Source organism: Pontibacter sp. 13R65 (assembly GCF_047525655.1).
In the GTDB taxonomy this organism is placed as follows: domain Bacteria; phylum Bacteroidota; class Bacteroidia; order Cytophagales; family Hymenobacteraceae; genus Pontibacter.
Map to the genome: position 1 here is coordinate 171,917 of NZ_JBLIQL010000009.1, position 19,917 is coordinate 191,833.

Genomic DNA, 19,917 nt, shown 5'->3' on the forward strand with positions numbered 1-19,917 from the left:
TGATCTTGTTTTAGGGGAGCGGACCTCTTGGGACTGCTATAAAAAAAGTGGCTTTATATGTCGGTCGAAAATGTTTTCCGTTACGTGCCTGCCTACTTCTTCTTTGTTTGCCTTTAGGGCATCTGTAAAGGCAGCTCCTTTTTTGCCTGCCAGTTTGTAGGAGCAATGAATTAACTGCCTGAAGTTAGGATTATAAGCTGAGTTCTGCTGATCGTGGCGTAAGGCCGCAGCAAATTCTTCGCCAGTCCAGGCCGCCACGTCGCTGGCTGTTGGGAGCTCTTCTTTGTTTATAGAAAGTACAGTGGCGTAAGGATCTGTCAGTTCCTGATAATGGTCCAGGGCATCGGCATAAATGCTTTTGGCCATTTCCAATCCTTCTTCGCTAGCGGTTGCCAGTGCTGCCAGTTCTTCGAGCCAGGTGGTGCCGGCTGTTTTAATATGTATACCTACATTGTGTTTCTGAATAAGCTCTCTAATGGGTTTGTAAATAGAAAACTTGTCGCTGCCACTGTGCACGCTCAGCTTAAGCGATGCCGGTAATCCAAATTTTTCGACGGCATATTTAATAACAAGTATGTCTTCTTCAAACTCTTTGGCAAATTGGTTAATGTCGCCCTCGTAATCTACGCCTTTGTAGAACTGGCCTGTAAACTTTGGTGCGATAGTTTGTACCGGCACTCCCTGCTTTGCCAGCATTTTGAGTATAAAGTACAATTCCACCGGGCTCTGAGGCTCACTTACCTCATCCATAGAGACTTCGGTAATAAAGCTATCAGCCCCTTTTTTGCTGGCAATGTAGTCGTATATGTTTTTGGCTTCTTTAGTGGCATGGAGAAACTGGCCAGCGATGGTGCGCAGCAGCGCCTCGTCTATGGCGAAAGGATGCGCAATGCCTGGTATAGAAAAATCGCCTATATGGTCTTTGTTGGCTTCCAGAAAGGCTTCTGTTTCGTCGGCGCTGGCTGGTTTGCCAATGTACTCCGCTACATCTATTGTAAAAAAGTCCGAAACGGCCAGAAAAGGATCTACATTCTTCAGGTTAATATGATCAGCATCAACAAGGTAATCGCCTTGCCAGTTTAAGGCTTTTGTGGCGGCATCGGCCTCTGCCCGTACATCGGTTGGGGAAGAGTTAACGGTAAGGTGCTCGCGGTTCGATTTGTTCCAGGTGGGGGTAATTTCCACACCAGCTTCTTTTGCCTTAATAAAGGCCTTTAACTGTGCCTCGCCTTGGTGTGCAAAGCGGTCGCCGATTCCGAATGAGTACTTTCCGATTGTTTTCATGCAGTTGTCCCTGTTAAGTTTTGCTTGTGTTGTAAGTAGTCCCGGCCTGTTGTCTGGTTGTTTAGATTAGTTGCTCCAGTTCTGGTGTTAATCTCAGTGACAGCTCCTGTTGAGGCTCTTTTGTAGAGCGGGGCAGGAAGTAGTATAGTTTCACCACAGATTATGAATTAAACACTAAGTAACTATTTAATTCAGATTTAGCAAAAATGGATTTCGGCCCGGCACTATAAATGCTCCTTTCCTTGGCTTCGCCAACATTCAGAAACAGGGGTGTCTATCAAGTGCAGATCTGAATTATTCTAATAAAAATGCCCTCTCAAAGCTTCCCAGCTGCATTTTAACTGCAGGGTTGTAGATGCCAGTTTATCTTTCTAAGAGGCTGTGTTGCTTTTATGTAAAAATATTCCTGCCCTGTACCATAACCGTAGGAGGTAAAGTACAGGGCAGGAACATAAATTAAACAGAACCTAATTTTTCAGTCTGTGCGGTTTGCTGCAGTTGTTTTACTTCTGCTGCAACGGCTGCTGCCAGGCCAGCTACCTGCGTCAGGTCTGTGCCCCAGAAAGATGTATTGGCCAGAACGGCATTTACTGTTTCATCTGCAGTACCTTTTTCCCAGGCGCTCTTAAAGAAGTTTAGCACTTCCGGCGTGTCGTTCAACGGCACTTGTTCGCCATTCCACTCGCCTTTGTAGAACAAGATGAGGGCGCCTAAAGAGTGAAGCAGTCGCTGCGGAAGCTTGCCGGTTCTTTTGTGGAACTCCAGTACCGATGGCAGTACGCGCACCTTGTACTTAGAAACAGAGTTAAGCGCAATAGAAAGCAGTTCGTGACGGATGAACGGATTCTGGAAACGCTCAATTACATCGTTTGCAAATTGTTCCAGCTCTTCGGCTGGTAAATCCAGCGTCGGTACAATTTCTTCGAAAATGGCTTCTCTGATGAACTTGCCAGCTGTAGCGTCTTCTACCGACTCACGCACCGTGCGCAAGCCTTGCAGGTAGGCAACAGGTACTAATACTGTATGAGCTCCGTTCAGGATTCTAACTTTGCGAGTGCGGTAAGGAGTCAGGTCAGACACAAACTTAACCTGTAAGCCAGCTTTTTCGGTTGGGAAGGCAGCTTCTACGGCAGCCGGAGCCTCAATTACCCACAGGTGGAATGGCTCTGCTTTCACTACCAGGTTATCTTCAAAGCCAAGTTCTTCCTGAATTTCTTTGATAGTATCTCTTGGGAAGCCAGGTACGATGCGGTCTACCAGTGTGTTGCAGAAAATGTTGCTTTCGTTAATCCAGGCAACAAATGCTTCTGGCAGGTTCCAATGGCTGGCAAATTGCAATACGGTAGTTTTCAGGTTCTCACCGTTTTTCTCAATTAGCTCGCACGGGATCAGGTACAGTCCCTTGTCGGCAGCACCACTAAAATGCTTAAAGCGGTGGTAAAGCAGGGCTGTTAGTTTACCAGGGAAGCTGCTTGGCAGTGAGTCCATGTCTTTGTCGGCGGCTTCGAAGGCGATACCTGCCTCGGTTGTATTCGAAATCACAAACTGAAGATCAGGATTTTCTGCTCTTTGCAGGTAAGCCTGGTAATCGTCGTAAGGGTTCAGTGAATTAGCCACACACGTGATCAGCCTGGTCTCCTGAGTAGGCTCGCCAGCCTGGATGCCCTCCAACAGCAGATGGTAAAGTCCGTCTTGTTTGTTGAGCAGGTGCACAATGCCCTGGCCCAAAGGCTGCACAATTTCCACAGCGCCGTTAAAATCTGTCTTCTCGTTCAGGATATCGATCATCCAGTCTACAAATCCGCGAAGGAAGTTGCCTTCACCAAATTGTAATACTTTAACTGGCCGTTGCTGCGGCTGGTTGGCTGATTCTCTGTTTAGTGGTTTCATAAAAAATCTGGTTTCTGAAAAGTTGTCTGTACTGTTTGTTGTTATAAATAGGTATTAGAAGGTGCTATATATGATAATGAATTGTGTTCGTGTTGCTAGGGTAGGTTCAGTTTTCCTGCTCCTCGCTGGCCATTCTAGGAGGCGGATTAACTGGTGCAGGCGCCGTGTCAGATTTTCGCATGGTCGACTTTCGGACAATGAGCTCCGGCTTTAAAATGATTTTCTGCGACATGTTCCGTTTTTCCTGTATACTGATCTGCTCAAAAAATATTTCGGCTGTGATTTTACCCATGGTGATGCTCAACTGATCCACAGTGGTAAGCGGCGGGTCGGTAAAGGAGGTAAAAGGGTCATTGCTGAAACCTGCCAGGGCCACATCCTGCGGTATTCTGAAGTTGTTTTCTTTCAGCACCTGCATGGCGCCCATAGCGCCATAGTCGCTAGCCGAGAACACGGCATCCGGAATTCTCTCCAGTTTCAGCAATTGTTCCATGCTTTCCCGGCCGTCTTCTAACTGGAGGTTGCTCTTTATAACAAGTTCTTCGGAGTATTCTATGCCGTTGTCGCGCAGGGCATCGAGGTAGCCTCTGAGGCGCTCCTTAAAAACACTTACTTTTTTAGGACTGGTAAAGTGAGCAATTCGGGTGCAGCCCTGCTGAATCAGGTGTTCCACAGCTTTGTAAGCTCCCAGGTAATCGTCTATTACAATCTGGCTTACTTCGAGGGCGTCGGTGGTGCGGTCAAACAGCACGAGCGGCACGCCCTTTTCCATCGCCTTTTTAAAATGATCGAAATTTTCAGTGTTCTTGCCGATGGAGGCAATAATGCCATCAACCCTGGCATTGAGCAGGGCATCTACCGTCTGTACTTCTTTCTCATAGTTGTCATAAGACTGGCATATAATAACCTTATAGTTTATTTTATTGGCGATTTCCTCAATACCCCGCACAACCGATGAGAAAAAGGCTCTATCGGCAGTGGGTACTATTATTCCTATTATATGGCTTCTTCCATTGCGCAGAGCGGCCGCGATGTTGTTAGGCTGGTAATTTAGTTGCTTGGCAATTTTAAGCACCGCCTTTTTAGTCGCGTCAGAGATTCTCGGGTTATCGTTTAGGGCCCGCGATACAGTAGAGGCTGTTACATTCAGCTTTTCAGCAATATCGTGAATGGTAACTTTAGGTTTAATTGTCATTTGATGTAGTATAAGGAGCCTGTGTTATTAATTCAAGAACAAACGATCGTTTTTAAGATTTTGAAAAAAGTCTACCTAAAGATAAATACTGTTGCAGTAAATATTATCCTGTAGGGTCCTGCTCCCTGAATTAATGAATACTCTATTGAATGACTCGCCCCATAAGCTAAAACAAATTCTAATTTCCGGGGCAGTAATAGTTTCGTTGTTTCTACACTACTACTGTGCTGATTTCATTTTGCTCTGCCAGGCTGCGGCTGATCTTATATTTCTTTGCCAATCAGTCCCTGAAGGAGGTCCATTGCTTTGCTAATGCGTAATCGTTTGCGCAAAGTACAAAAGATTTTAGTAATTATAAAGTCTGTTCTTTTGGAATTTGCAAAAAAGTTAGGTAATGGTAAGCGAGCGAAATACAGAATTATTATTCTGATGCCTTCCCCTTACTTAAGTTATTAAGCAATGAACGTCAACGTGATTTAGTTTTTTTACAACACGCTAATAGCTTGTTAGTTGTATAAATGCTTCTGGAAGATCGTCTGGATGAAACTACAGGTAATGCTAAAGCTTTTTTTTAAAATAAGCAGCTATAAATAAGTCCAAATTTGAGTTAAAAATGAGGTGTTAATTATTTATATATCAAGGCCTTTTTTATCTATAAATAAATATTTTGAAAGTGAAAAAAAAGTTCAATAATCGCTAACGAATGTTTGTGCTAAGATTAAAAATTGATTAACTATGCAATCGGTTGCGCGTCTAGTGCAGAGAACATATATAATCAGTGTGTTTAAAAATCCAAAAGAAATAGAATTTTGTCTAATTTTAATTTAGCAGTAAGAGGTAAGATGAGTTGGCTCTAGTCGATCTTATGTGCCTGTTTGAGAAATGGTAGACTGTGAAATGCATGCCTCCATAATCTGTTTAAGAAGAGAGGAAATTCTGAAGTTCAACATAGATAAATGCAGTTCCACTTAAAGTGGTGCTGCACAATGATAATAATTACTCAATTATTTTTTTGCTAACCACAAGTATATTTTATGCAATTAATTTTACCTAAAAAGATGAAGTATTTGTTCATGCTTCTCTTGGTGTTTGTCGCTATAGGGGCGGTACACGCTCAAAGCTTTTCCGTGAGTGGGAAAGTTGTTGATGAGAAAGGAGAGGGTTTGCCTGGTGTGACTGTATTGTTAAAAGGCTCATCAACAGCGGTTCCTACAGATATTGATGGTAACTATTCTATTTCTATTCCTAGTGGTGCCGGTACGTTGGTTTTTACCTTTGTGGGTTATGAGATGCAGGAAGTTGCCGTGAATAACAGATCCACTGTTAATGTGACCATGGGTGACGATGCCAAAGCGTTGGAAGAAGTGGTTGTAGTGGGGTATCAGACGGTAACCAGAAAAGAGCTCACCAGTTCAGTTTCTTCTGTGGGTGCCAAGCAACTGCAGGATATTCCGGTAAGTACTGCCGGTGATGCGCTTGCCGGTAGATTAGCAGGTGTGCAGGTAACATCTTCAGAGGGACAGCCTGGTGCAGAGATCTCCATTCGTGTGAGGGGCGGTACTTCTATTACAGGTGATAACTCTCCCTTATATATAGTAGATGGAATTCAGGTAGAAAACGCTCTTAACTTTCTTTCTCCGCAGGAGATACAGTCTATAGATGTTTTAAAAGATGCTGCCTCGACCTCAATTTATGGTGCAAGGGGTGCAAATGGTGTGGTGGTAATTACTACAAAAGGTGGTAAAGAGATGCCTACGCAGATCACGTATAACGGCTTTGCTGGTGTACGAAGCATCGTAAACAAGCTAGATGTTTTAAATCCTCATGAGTTTGCTCTTTACCAATACGAGGTGCATGACCTGAGAGGGGCTGATGCAAGAACTACTTTCAGAGACCGCTATGGCCGCTGGGAAGATTTGGATATTTACAAAAGCATGCCTTTTTCTAATTGGCAGGATGAATTGTTCGGACGTGACGCTAAAAGCCAGACACATATTTTAGGTATTGCTGGCGGCTCTAAATCAACTTCCTTCAATATCAACCTGAACCATGCAGATGAAGAAGGCATTATGCTAAACTCTGGTTTTACGCGTACGCTTGCTTCTTTTAAGTTCGACCACAAAGTATCGGATCGTTTCAGAACGGGCCTCACCACACGCTTAAGCCGCCAGGTAATTGAAGGTGTGGGGTCATCAGAGGGGTCAGCAGGTAACAACAGGCTTAGAAATGCAGTGAGGTATACTCCTTTCTTAGCTCCTGGAGTGAATGATCAAATAGAAGATCTTGATCCGGAAGAATTGAGACGAAATAACCTGGTAAACCCTATAGATCTTGTAAGCCAGGAGATTCGTTACGACAATAGAAATGATATGATCCTGAATGGTTGGTTCGGTTATGACATCATGAAGAACCTGACCTGGAAAACGGTAGCTGGTATAGCTTATACCGATAGAGAGAACAGACGGTATAACGGGCCACTTACATCCATAGCCAGAAATAATGACCTTAATAATCAAGATCCTTCTATTCCGCTAGAGAATAGAACAGCTTTTGTGCAGATGTCTGATAGCAGAGCTCACACTATTACTAATTCAAACACGCTGCAATACAAAACCAGTTTTGCGGATCAGCATAGCTTGAATGTAATTGTTGGGCAGGAATTCTGGCAGCGACGCACCGAAACTACATCCTCAACCGTTGGTTGGATTCCTGCTGATTTGCCGGTAGAGCAGGCATTTGTTGGCTTACGACAGGCTTCACCTCCTGGTTTGGTGCCTCAGGATTTCCGGCCTGTTGCTGGTGAATTTGAAGAGAAACTTTTCTCTTTATTTGGTAATGCTAATTACAGTTTTCGTGATCGCTATAGAGCATCATTCTCGCTTAGAAGAGATGGGTCTTCTTTATTCGCACCTGAAAATCGTGTAGGTGTTTTCCCATCTGCTGCTTTAGCCTGGCATATTGGCGATGAAAGCTTTATGGCAGGTACTAAAAGCTGGCTTTCTGACATGAAAGTAAGAGCTAGTTTCGGTGCGGTTGGCAATAACAGAATAGCCCCGGACCAATGGAGAACATTGTTGGAAGCATCTAATGGCTACTCTTATGTAGAAGGAACTATTACTCCTGGTTTTGATGCAAGATCGCTGGCAAATAGATTTTTAACCTGGGAAACAACTGTTTCCAGGAACCTAGGCCTTGACATGTCTATTCTTAATAACAGGGTAAATATTTCAATTGATGCTTATAATAACACGACCGATAAATTACTGCTCGAAGCTGACATTCCACCATCATCAGGTTATACAAGGCAGTTGCAAAACGTTGGAAAAACAAGAAACAAAGGACTTGAATTCCAAATAGATGGTGTCGTTGTAGATTCTAAAGCTTTTACCTGGAATGCAAACTTTAATATTGCATTCAACCGCAACACCATTTTGAGCTTAGGTACAAATTCTTTTGGTGCACCAAATCCTGATTATAATGTTGGTTCTGGTTGGCTGGGTAATGTAAATAGCTTTCCAGACTTTAGAGTGGCCGTTGGAGAATCAGTAGGACAGTTTTACGGGTATGTAACCCATCCTGATAAATTCTACAGAGTCGAAGATTTTGAACTGAATGCTGATGGTGGTTTCCTGATGGAGGGTGGTAACTATGTATTAAAGCCTGGCGTTCCAAATAGCCAGACAGCCGTACTTGGTGGCAATTATCCGCGCCCTGGTGACTTGAAGTTGCAGAAGACTACTGAAGGTGAAAACATGCTGATAACAGAGGCTGACCGCACCATAATAGGTAGCGCTTTGCCAAAATTTATTGGCGGTTTAAATCAGCAGTTTGCCTTCAAAAACTTTGATTTAAGCGTGTTTATGAACTTCTCTTATGGTAACCAGGTGTATAATGCAAACAAAGTAGAATTTTCAGGCATGTACACGCAAAATAACGCCAATGTGCTTGGCTTTATGAGAGACAGGTGGAAGTGGTTTGATGATAATGGCCAAAGAGTAACGGATCCGCAAACCCTGGCAGCCATGAATGAAAATACGGAGTATTGGACTCCTGCAAGAGGTAACTATTTCCTGCACTCTTTCGCAATAGAAGACGGTTCTTTTCTCCGTATCAGTAACCTTACATTAGGCTATTCTCTTCCCGAAAGCATTGTTAGCAGAACTAAAGTATTCACCAAGTTCAGAATATATGCTACGGTAAACAATCTCCATACTTTCACCAAGTATTCTGGTTATGACCCGGAGGCGAATACAAGAAGAACTGGTCAATATGGTCCACTCACGCCATCTGTAGATTATGCTGCCTATCCGCGTAGCCGGTTTGTTTTGGGCGGTGTAAATGTGACATTTTAATAAGAATTAAAGAGATGAAATTTAATAAATTAAAGTCTGTACTGTTATCTATAACCCTGGGTGGTATGGTAACAATAACATCCTGCAAAGACTACCTGGATATAGTAAACCCATCTACTTCTTCGCAGGTTATAGTGTTTTCAAATATCAGATATACTGAAGCGGCCCTTACAGCTACCTACAACAGATTAATGGGAGATTTTGCTTATGGTGCCCGTCTGGCATTCTATATTTCTTCTGCGGATGATTTCTCCTTTTTAGCAGAATGGGACCAGGATAACCGGACAGCCTTTGGCCATTTTGGTGTGGGTCCTGGAAATACAGACATCTACAACTCGCTTGTACAGCTTTATGAGGGAGTAGAACGAGCCAATGTAGCTATTAAAAACATTAGGCTATCGCCTCTTTATACAAATGGGACTCCCCAGCAGCAAGCTTCCATGCGTAAGTTTTTGGGGGAAGCGCTTACATTGCGTGCGCAGTTTTACTATGAAATTGTCCGAAACTGGGGCGATGCGCCGGCACTGTTTGAACCGGCAGGAGATACACAGAATTTGTATGTAGAGAAAACAGATCGGGATGTTATATACGACCAGATTTTAGCTGACTTGCTGGAGGCACAGGACCTGGTGCCCTGGAGAAACGAATCAAATGATCCTGCAACACGCGTTACAAAAGCGGCAGTAAAAGCATTGAGAGCAAGAATTGCGCTGGCTGCTGGTGGTTATTCACTTCGTAGAGAGCCAAAGACAATGGCCCGCCGCACTGACTATCAGAAGTACTATGAGATAGCAAGAGATGAATGCTGGGATGTTATGCAGCATGGAGATAATAAATTAAATCCATCCTTTGAGACTGTATTCAGAGCATTACACGGTGCAGGTGTTCAGGATGCAACAAACGAAATTATCTGGCGGATAGGTGCAGATGCTAACAGTTCAAGTACAGACAGTAAACTTGGTATTCAGGCTGGGCCACGGCATTTGGCTGGCAGATATGGAGGTGCCAACACCCTTGCAGAGGCTGTTCCTACTTATTTTTATGCATTCGATTCCATTGCTGATACTAGAAGAGATGTTACAATAGCCTATTTTCAGGTTAATGCTATAGGAGGGGAAACTGTAAAACAGTTGGTTACTCCATGGCGACATGGTAAATTCAGAAAATACTGGGCAGATCCGAGTAAGTGGGCTGGTACCAACTATGCAGGTATAGATTGGCCGATGATTCGGTATGCTGATGTTTTGTTAATGTTCGCAGAGGCAGACAATGAGTTAAATGGAGGAGCCACTGCACCAGCAATCCAGGCATTTGAAGAAGTAAGAAGAAGAGCTTATACGGCAGATGGAAGTGACAGAATGGGAGTTACTCCAACTGGCAAGACTGAATTTTTTAATGCTATAGTTAATGAGCGTTTCCTTGAGTTTGGTGGTGAGGGTTTACGCAGGTATGACCTAATTCGCTGGAATTTGCTTTCTACTACAATTCGGCAAACAAGAGAGAAATTGGTGCATATGCGTAATGGAACCGGACGATTTGCCAATGTGCCTGCCAGGGTTTTCTTTAAAGCCACTCCACTTATTGGTGAGAGTACCACTGCCATCCAGGAGATGCAAACACTTGATTTGTATGGTGCAAGCGCAGCAAACCGTATAGCATCTGTTATGTACCAGCCAGCGCAAATGACATCCGCTCCGGAAGGCTATACTTCAGTAAACTGGGGGCTGTCGGTGTCTGAGCAGTTAGCAACTAGTCCTACCAGAATATTTGGTAGCCAGTTCAGGGAAAATGACAGAGAGTTACTGCCATTCCCAACCAGGTTCCTAAATACAAATGCGAATCTGAGGCAAGATTTCGGTGTAGGACAGTAAGTATAGGTAAATTTCAAATAGCATTATAATGAGAAAATATAATTTACAGATTTCGAAGTGGCTTCTGCCGGTAATGTTACTTGCCTTAACCAGCTTAGTAGCTTGTAAGCATGATGAAGATAGCCCGGAACCCATGCGCATGTTTATGCCTGCTGGTCAGGTTACTGCAGTTAGCGGAGAAACTAGTGTAAGACTTAACTGGAAAACTCCTGTTAACACCACACCACAAGGTACCACTTATACCATAGAGGTAGCTGCTGATACAATGTTTAACACCGGAATAGTACTTACAGTTGAATCAGACACTACGTCTGTTCTTTTTACTGATGAGCAATTGGAGGTAAGAAAAACGTATTTTGCCCGTGTAAAAGCCAATGCAAAAGAAGATCGTCCTGAGTCGAAATGGTTAACAAGTAACAGGTTCAGTATTCGGGGTGAGCAGGTGTTTATGGTACCTGTTAGCTCTGAAGTAAAAGACAAAACAGCTATCCTGAGATGGAGAGCTTCTGCAGGTCTTAACAGAATTATGCTGACACCTGTTAACGGAGTTGGAACAGAAATAATGTTAACAGAAGAGAATATTGCCAATAACTTTATTCAGCTAACTTATTTAACGCCAAGCACAAAGTATACGGCTGAGATTTTTGCAGGTACTCAGAGCAAAGGCACTATTACTTTCGAAACAGTTGCGCCTAGCATTTATACGACGCTGTTAAATGCAGGCGATAATCTGGCAGCAGCCATCGAAGCTGCAGGAAATGGCGATCTGATAGGTTTGGAGCCAGGAACTTATGACTTAACAGAAGTAAGGACTTTTATAACAGGTAAAACCATCACTATACAATCTGTTTCCGGAAACCCAGCTGATACACAAGTTAATTTTAAAGAACTTACTTTGAAGGGTACTGGTGCCGGGATTAAGTTGCAAGGCATTACGTTCGACGGCACTGCAGGCGCTGCCGATTACTTCCTGAACCTTGTAGGTCTCAATGCAGATAGCGAAGCGGCAACATTTTCTTCCATTACGTTAGAAAATTGTGTTGTAAGAAACACCGTGAATTGCTTTTTAAGAGGCAACAGAGGTGGTAATAATGCACATAAGATTGATTTTATAAAGATCAGTAACTGCCTAATGTACAACAATGGCGATTCTTATACTTACCTGACCATGGACAAAATGGAGTTCAACCGGTTAGATGTTATTAATTCAACCTTTTACAATATTGGGCGTGCATTTATCGGGTGGTCAACAAACATAAGTGGCCAACCAAAACCAACGGTGCTTATCGACCATTGTACCATCAACAACTTTGGTTCCAACTCCAGAAACCAGATTCTGTTTGATGCCAATACTAATCCGGTTGATTTCACAGTTCAGAACTCAATTATTGCTAATACACCTAAACCTGGTCAGGGCATTGGTAATAACCTGGTTAGAGCTACTGGTGCAGGTTCAGTTCTTGAATTTAAGTATAACAACCACTTCAAGCTTACAAACGGAGCTTCGCCTGCCGTTGACTTGGTAATTCCAGAAAGCTTTACACAGTCTAACATCAAGACTATTGACCTCGGCTGGAACGCAACAACAACAGAGTTCACACTTCCGACTTCCTCAGAGCTCCGAACTGCGAGCACAACAGGTGGTCCTATAGGCGACCCTCGTTGGACACGCTAATATCAAAAATGAAAAAGTGTGGCCTAACCGGTCACACTTTTTCATTTTGCTAATTACTTAATACCTAGTTCAGGCACTTCTTTTGCAAGTAAACCGGCAGTATCTGCTAAGGTAGTTGTGAACACCAGGCCTTGCTTCTGTAAGTTAATCTGCTCAAAATTTATGGAGCTAATTAACAGTTGCTTATACCGAATTAGCTTAATCTTATTACCATTTATGTAGCAAAATGATTAAAAATTGATGCAGTTAAGCTGCTTATGCAAGCAACTATTGCCAACTTTGCAAAGCTAAGATGTAGCAATTTATATCAATCCTTATTCTATTTTTATGATCCATTTTTGCAATTCAAGGTCCGTGTGGCTAATCTTTTTTGTACTGTTATTGAGCACCCTGCAGACTACCGCACAAAACCTGAAGAAAGAATTTCCTAAATCATTTACAGTAACAGTTACGAACCCGCTTCAAGAAGAGCGGCAGGATGTAATGGTTTTTCTGAAGGCGGATGAGCTAAAGAAAGCGGCATCAGCTTTTAATCCGAAAGCATTTGTGGTGCTGGATGGGAAAAGTGAAATCGCCAGCCAGTACAACCTCCGGAAAGACGATCACGAGGGTCTGGTGGTAATCCTGGACAAAATGGCCGCAGGCAAATCACGTAAGCTCACCATTCGCTATAGCGAGACCGGTGAAAAGCCACGTACTTATACTAAACGCACACAAGCTGAGCTGTCGCACAAGGTGGGAGGGGAGTTCCAGAATCGCAAATACGTAAACGGGCAGAAGTTTGTGAACGTAGACTCGCTGCGTGTGCCAGATGAGGTAACAGACCACTCCTTCTATATCCGTTACGAGGGGCCGGGCTGGGAATCAGACAAAGTAGGTTACCGCTTTTACCTGGATTGGCGCAACGGCACCGATGTGTATGGCAAAACAACAAAGGAAATGGTGCTGCAGAACGTGGGGCAGGATGGCTATGACTCTTATCATAAACTACAGGACTGGGGCATGGATGTGCTGAAAGTAGGCAAATCGTTAGGAGTGGGCACACTGGCGATGTTTGATGCTGGCAAAGCAAACCGTGTAGAGAAAACAGATAGTATGATCAGCGTAATTCGTGAAAATGGAAATGTATACTCTTCTATTGTAACTGATTATTATGGCTGGAAAGTGGCAGGGCATGTGCTTGATGTAAATTCCAGGCTGAACATACATGCCGGCAGCAGATTAACACAACACCTGGTAAGCCTTAAGGGCGGAATTCCGCAGAACCTGAGCACCGGAGTAATCAAAGACAAGAAAGCAAAACTTCATACAAATAAAGGAGATCAAGAGCAATGGGGATACATTGCCAGCTACGGCAAGCAAAGCCTGAATGGTGCCGGCGATAATTTAGGTATTGCCGTCATTTTCCGTCCGCAGGATTTTCAGGAGTTTACAGAAGATGACCACAGTCACATCGTAAGACTCACCCCAACAGGCGGCAAACTGGAATACTATTTTCTGGCAGCCTGGGAACTGGAGCCAGAAGGCATTACAACAGAAGAAGAATTCCTGAAGTACCTGGATAAAACAACAAGAGAACTAGCCAATCCTGTTCAGGTTAAAATAGCGAAGCGCTAACAAATCTTTTTCAACTGGTACAATATCTAATTTACAGCTTGCCTGGTCCGCCCAAATTATTCAAATAAAAACGGTCTTCCGAAGCAGTTTTTAGCTTTTTTAGACTTGGGTTGGGCCAGCCTATCCTGTTTTTACAGCAGTAGAATACACAATGCCACATGAAGGCAATTAGCACAGCAAAATAGTTTATGAATAAAAAATTAAGAAAGGCCGTTCTTTTCGGTTTCCTGTTTCAGTCGATTAGCTTTATGAGCTGTGCACAGCAACCTACTAAAGCCACAGTAAAGGCGGCTGCTGAAGAAGCGGTAGCGTTTCCGGGTGCAGAAGGGTTTGGTAAACATGCGACAGGTGGTCGTGGTGGTCAGGTTGTAATTATAACCAACCTCAACGACGATGGCCCTGGTAGTTTACGCGAGGCAATCCGCAAAAAAGGTCCGCGCACCATCGTGTTTGCCGTATCTGGTAATATTGTCTTAGCCTCGCCGCTAGATATTAACAACTCCGATATAACCATAGCCGGGCAATCGGCACCCGGAGACGGTATTTGTTTGCAAAACTACCCGGTTAATATAAAGGCAGATAATGTTATTCTGCGTTACCTGCGTTTCAGGCTTGGCGACAAAACAGCGCAGGAGGCTGATGCATTAGGTGCTAACAAAGGCATGAACAATATTATAATAGACCATTGCTCCATGAGCTGGGCAACCGATGAGTGTGGCTCTTTTTACCGGAACAAGAATTTTACGCTGCAGTGGTGCATCCTTTCTGAAAGCCTGAACCAATCAGTGCACGCGAAAGGTGACCATGGCTACGGTGGCATTTGGGGCGGCGAAGGAGCAACCTTTCATCATAACCTGATTGCCTCTCATACCAGCCGTACCCCCCGTTTCAGTGGCTCCAGCACTACTAAGAATTCTCCGGATGAACTTGTTGATTTTCGAAATAATGTGATCTTTAACTGGGGAGCAAACAGTGTGTACGGCGGCGAAAAAGGGCGCTACAACATGGTAAACAATTACTTTAAACCAGGTCCTGCTACTACTTCCTCTAAAAAAGACCGCATTGTGGAGGTTTGGCGCCCCTATGGCCAGTTTTATGTGGCAGGCAATGTAATGGAAGGAGCGCCAAACATTTCAAAAGATAATTGGGCAGGTGGCGTGCAAGGCGATAACCCCGATTCTGCAAAAGTCGCAACTGCCCATAAAGTAGTAGCCATACAGGAGCAGGAGGCAGCAAAAGCATATGAGCTCGTGCTGAACAAGGCAGGAGCAAGCAACAAACGTGATGCTGTTGATGCTCGTGTTATTGCTTATGTAAAAGCTGGAAACCCATCGGCAGGGCAAAAGAAAAATGGTATTATCGACTCTCAGAATGATGTAGGCGGGTGGCCGGAGTTAAAGTCTGCCCCGGCACCTGCAGATGCAGACAAAGATGGCATACCGGACGAGTGGGAGAAAAAGCACAAGCTAAACCCTAACAATGCTGCCGATGCCACCCAGAATACGCTACACAAGCATTACACTAACATAGAGGTTTATTTAAACAGCCTGGTGAAGGAGTAAAAGCTGCTCCTTGTGCAGCGGTCAGAGTATCTTTCTCACCGGTCATAGAAGAATTTACTCGCGGGTTCATACAATACATTGTGCTCCAGTCTCCTTAATCTCCTACCCGTTTGGTGTTAAAGGTAAAAGGCGCTGAGTTTTATTATCCATCAAACAAACGTTAACTAGAATGAAATTAAGACATGTAGCCTTATCAGTTCTGGCAGTGCTTGCTGTAGCATGTAATACCAGCAACAAGTCTGCAACTGGCACAGAGCCGGAGCAGCAGGAAAAAGCACAACCTTGGTCTGTGAGGATGGCTGATTCTGAAATGAAGCGGAACCCGAAAGGATGGATGATTGATTTCGTGCCTAAGCCGAAATGGGAATATACACATGGCCTTTTTGCCAGCTCGATCGATCGTGTTTATAAGCGCACCGGCGACGAAAAGTACCTGAACTACATCAAAGCTTTTGCCGACACCATGATCAGCGAGAATGGTGCGATCATGACCTACAAAAAAACGGACTATAATATAGACCGTGTTAACCCAGGCAAGTTCCTGATAGAGCTTTATAAGGAAACTGGCGACAACAAATATAAGCTGGCTATTGAAGAATTGCGCGACCAGATGCGTAATCACCCACGCACTTCAGAAGGTGGTTTCTGGCACAAAAAGGTTTACCCGCACCAGATGTGGCTCGATGGCTTGTACATGGGTTCTCCGTTTCTGGCACAGTACGCGAAAGAATTTAACGAGCCTGCTCTTTTCGACGATGTTGCCAACCAGATTTACCTTGTCGATAAGTATACCTGGAACGAAGAAAAAGGCCTTTTCCATCATGCCTGGGACGAGAAGAAAGAACAGAAATGGGCAGATCCTGTAACCGGGAGGGCTCCTGAAGTATGGGGTCGTGCCATGGGCTGGTTTGCCATGTCGCTGGTAGATGTGCTGGACTTTCTGCCAAAAGACCATCCGAAAAGAGCTGATGTGCTGCGCGTAACCCAGAAAATGGCAGGGGCCATTAAAAAGTATCAGGACCAGGAGTCTGGGCTTTGGTGGCAGGTAGTAGACCAGGGTGGCCGCGAAGGTAATTACCTCGAAGGTTCTGCCTCTACCATGTTTACTTACTTTCTGGTAAAAGCAGTTAAGAACGACTATATCGGGCAGGAATATATGCAAACGGCTCAAAAAGGCTTTGATGGCATTAAGCGTGACCTGATTCGGGAAGAAGCCGATGGCACGGTGAGCCTCACTAATATCTGTGCGGTGGCTGGTTTGGGTGGAACACCTTACCGCGACGGAACTTACGAGTATTACATATCGGAGCCGCGCCGTGCTAATGACCCTAAAGGAGTTGCACCTTTTATTATGGCAGCTCTTGAGTTTGAAAAATTACAGAATACTATGTCGCACTAAGTTTATGAAGCAGATCAAAAAGCTATCGCTGCTAATAATTTTATTGTTTTGTGCCTTTATGCAGGTGCAGGCACAGAAACACGACTATGTGGTGGCGAAAGATGGCTCCGGCGATTTTAAAACGGTGCAGGAAGCGCTAAACGCTGTGCCTGATTTCCGGAAAAAAACCACTACCATATTTATCAAGAACGGTGTTTACAAAGAGAAACTGACACTAGCCGCCACCAAAACCAATGTAAGGCTGGTGGGCGAAAACGTAAAATCAACTTTTCTGACGTACGATGATTTCGCCTCTAAAAAGAACCGGTTTGGCGAAGAAATGGGCACCACCGGCTCTACCAGTTTCTTTGTGTTTGCCGATGATTTTGCAGCAGAAAACATCACCTTTGAAAACTCTGCTGGGCCGGTAGGGCAGGCAGTGGCAGTTCGGATAGATGGCGACCGTGTTATGTTCACAAACTGCCGGTTCCTTGGCTTTCAGGACACGTTGTATCCGCATGGCGAAAAAAGCAGGCAATATTATAAGAACTGCTACATAGAAGGAACAGTGGATTTTATTTTCGGTTGGTCAACTGCCGTTTTCGAAGATTGCGAAATCTTCTGCAAAATGGAGGGAGGCTATGTTACAGCTGCTTCTACTGCACCTGAAACGCCTTTTGGTTTCGTTTTCCTGAACTGCCGCATTACTGGCGATGCTCCGGCTAACTCTTTTTACCTGGGCCGCCCCTGGCGACCATATGCCAAAACAGCCTTTATCAACTGCACCTTAGGCAAACATATTAAACCCGAAGGCTGGCACAATTGGAATAAGTCAGAGGCAGAAAAAACCACCGTATATGCCGAGTATAACTCCAAAGGGCCCGGAGCCGCGCCTGCCAAACGTGTAAGCTGGGCAAAGCAACTTACAGCGCAGGAAGCACAGCAATACACCCTCCATAACATATTTGGCGATTGGCAACCCGGCAAAGCCTATACCGCTACTAAATAATAAAAATTCACCTTCGGAAAGCTATTTTCATTAGAATAATTGTCTTTGAGTTCAACAAATGAGTTTAACATGCTCTGCCTCCTTCTTATTTTCTAATGTTGGCAAAGCAGAAGCATGAGCGTTTTATGATGTTACAGTTTTGAATACCAATTTTCAGTACAAATTTTATGATGACCAAACAAAAATCTCTAAGCCGATTAGCCCTTGTGTTAGGCATAACAGGCTTCCTGTTCAGTTCTTGTCAGAAGCAAGGGGGAACAGCCGCTTCGGCAGAAGTAGCCACTACCGATTCGTTCGATATTTATGAAGGCGTTGAATTCGATATGCCGAAGGTGCAGGAGCCAACTTTTGCCAACAACAGCGTTCGCATAACAGATTTTGGTGCGGTAGGCGATGGCCTTACAAAAAACACAAAAGCCTTTGAACAAGCCATTGAAGCAGTCGCAGCCAATGGTGGCGGCAAAGTGATCATACCGCGCGGCATGTGGCTAACTGGCCCGATTATTCTGAAAAACAATATCAACCTCCACGCAGAGGCGGGCGCACTTGTAATTTTCAGCAAAGATTTTAACGATTATCCGGTAATAGAAACCAGCTTCGAGGGCCTCGACACCTACCGTTGCATTTCGCCTATTTATGGCAAAGACCTGGAGAATATAGCCATTACAGGTTCAGGTACTTTCGATGGTAATGGAGATGCCTGGCGTACCGTAAAGAAAAGCAAACTGACCGAATCGCAGTGGAAAGCCAAAGTACAAGGTGGCGGCGTACTCAGCGACGATGGCCAAATGTGGTACCCATCTGAAATGGCCAAAAAAGGCGACACGCCTGGAAGCAATTTTAATGTGCCGTTTTACAAAACAAAAGCTGAATACGAAGCAGTAAGAGATTACCTGCGACCAGTTATGGTAAGCATTGTGGGTTGCAACAAGGTTTTGCTCGATGGCCCAACTTTTCAAAATTCTCCTGCCTGGAACCTGCACCCGCTCATGAGCGAAAACGTGATACTGCGCAACCTAAATGTGCGTAACCCCTGGTACTCACAAAATGGCGATGGCGTGGACCTGGAGTCTTGCAAGAATGTGCTTATCTACAACAACACCTTCGATGTGGGCGACGATGCCATCTGCTTTAAATCTGGTAAAGACGTAGACGGTCGCAGAAGAGGCATGGCGACTGAGAACGTAATTGTAAAAAATAACGTGGTATACCACGGCCATGGTGGTTTTGTAGTGGGCAGCGAGATGTCTGGTGGTGTTAAGAATGTGCATGTGTCTAACTGTACTTTTATGGGTACCGACATTGGCCTGCGCTTTAAGAGCACACGCGGTCGTGGCGGCGTAGTTGAGAACATCTACATCTCTAACATCGACATGATAAACATTCCAACTCAGGCCATCAGCTTTAACCTGTTCTACGGTGGCAATTCGCCCGTGCTGGAAGTAGACCAACGTGCCGACGACGAAGCAAGAGACGAGAAGCCGGTGCCGGTTACAGAAGAAACACCTTCGTTCAAAGACATCTACATGAAAGATATTCGTGTGTCTGGTGCCGATGAGGCGCTGGCCCTGCAAGGTCTGCCAGAGATGAATCTGCAGAATGTAAGCCTCGAAAATGCGCTACTGAAAGCCAAAAAAGGTATCTCGGCTGTTGATGCTGATGGAATTAAGCTGAAGAACGTGCAGGTAATTACAGAAAAAGGCTCAGCCCTGACGATCTACAACAGCAAAAACATACAGGTGAGCGGCCTGACTTACAATGAGACAAAGGAGCCGGCAGTAAAGATACTCGGTCCCTTAACACAAGGCGTGAAACTCGACTCCAAAGATTATAAGGATGTACAGAAGCAGGTGGCTAAAGGAAATGACCTGAGCAAAACGGCTCTTACCATGGAATAAGTTATGGCATACTGCGCATGAGCATGAGGTTTATGCGCAGTATGTTTTTTATCTGTCCGGGTTTTCTCAGGCCCTAAGTACATCAAGAATCATAATGCCTCTGGAAGGCCTTTTTCATTTGAATAATTGAAAGGAGGTCTTTTTTTATTTGTTATTTCTATAACAATTGTTAGTTAGTCTAGAGTA

11 protein-coding genes are annotated in these 19,917 nt (G+C 44.4%); 8 read left to right on the forward strand and 3 right to left on the reverse strand.

The annotated features are described in order from the left end of the window. Positions 1–36 precede the first annotated feature (36 nt). The 3 genes from ACMA1I_RS13060 to ACMA1I_RS13070 all read right to left on the reverse strand — a co-directional run bounded on the left by ACMA1I_RS13060 (position 37) and on the right by ACMA1I_RS13070 (position 4,369). The gene (locus ACMA1I_RS13060; RefSeq protein ID WP_337068814.1) at positions 37–1,284 is read right to left on the reverse strand and encodes a tagaturonate epimerase family protein; all 1,248 of its coding nucleotides are present in this window, start codon (positions 1,282–1,284) and stop codon (positions 37–39) included. Between the two features lie 456 nt (positions 1,285–1,740). Continuing rightward, on the reverse strand, positions 1,741–3,174 hold the full coding sequence (locus ACMA1I_RS13065; protein WP_337068815.1) for a tagaturonate reductase: 1,434 nt from the start codon (positions 3,172–3,174) through the stop codon (positions 1,741–1,743). A gap of 106 nt (positions 3,175–3,280) precedes the next feature. Beyond that, positions 3,281–4,369 carry a LacI family DNA-binding transcriptional regulator gene (locus tag ACMA1I_RS13070; RefSeq protein WP_337068816.1) on the reverse strand — a complete coding sequence of 363 codons (1,089 nt, stop codon included), beginning with the start codon at positions 4,367–4,369 and terminating at the stop codon, positions 3,281–3,283. A gap of 1,058 nt (positions 4,370–5,427) precedes the next feature. Between ACMA1I_RS13070 and ACMA1I_RS13075 the strand changes: the two genes are divergently transcribed. The 8 genes from ACMA1I_RS13075 to ACMA1I_RS13110 all read left to right on the forward strand — a co-directional run bounded on the left by ACMA1I_RS13075 (position 5,428) and on the right by ACMA1I_RS13110 (position 19,731). After that, complete coding sequence (locus tag ACMA1I_RS13075; RefSeq protein ID WP_337068817.1) at positions 5,428–8,721, forward strand: TonB-dependent receptor; 3,294 nt, start codon at positions 5,428–5,430, stop codon at positions 8,719–8,721. A gap of 14 nt (positions 8,722–8,735) precedes the next feature. Further along, a complete protein-coding gene (locus tag ACMA1I_RS13080) occupies positions 8,736–10,592 on the forward strand; it encodes a RagB/SusD family nutrient uptake outer membrane protein (RefSeq protein WP_337068818.1) in 1,857 nt (618 codons plus the stop codon). A gap of 28 nt (positions 10,593–10,620) precedes the next feature. After that, positions 10,621–12,267 (forward strand): DUF4957 domain-containing protein, encoded by a 1,647-nt coding sequence (locus ACMA1I_RS13085; RefSeq protein WP_337068819.1) that lies wholly within the window; start codon positions 10,621–10,623, stop codon positions 12,265–12,267. A 381-nt stretch (positions 12,268–12,648) separates the two neighbouring features. Further along, positions 12,649–13,884, forward strand: coding sequence for a DUF4861 domain-containing protein (locus ACMA1I_RS13090; RefSeq protein ID WP_337068820.1), 1,236 nt, complete (start codon positions 12,649–12,651; stop codon positions 13,882–13,884). A 188-nt stretch (positions 13,885–14,072) separates the two neighbouring features. Beyond that, positions 14,073–15,446, forward strand: a complete 1,374-nt coding sequence (locus ACMA1I_RS13095; protein ID WP_337068821.1) for a pectate lyase — start codon at positions 14,073–14,075, stop codon at positions 15,444–15,446. 169 nt (positions 15,447–15,615) lie between these two features. Beyond that, complete coding sequence (locus tag ACMA1I_RS13100) at positions 15,616–16,845, forward strand: glycoside hydrolase family 88 protein (RefSeq protein ID WP_337068822.1); 1,230 nt, start codon at positions 15,616–15,618, stop codon at positions 16,843–16,845. Between the two features lie 4 nt (positions 16,846–16,849). Next, on the forward strand, positions 16,850–17,833 hold the full coding sequence (locus ACMA1I_RS13105; RefSeq protein WP_414703911.1) for a pectinesterase family protein: 984 nt from the start codon (positions 16,850–16,852) through the stop codon (positions 17,831–17,833). Between the two features lie 167 nt (positions 17,834–18,000). Further along, positions 18,001–19,731, forward strand: coding sequence for a glycoside hydrolase family 28 protein (locus ACMA1I_RS13110; protein ID WP_337068823.1), 1,731 nt, complete (start codon positions 18,001–18,003; stop codon positions 19,729–19,731). Positions 19,732–19,917: the final 186 nt, after the last annotated feature.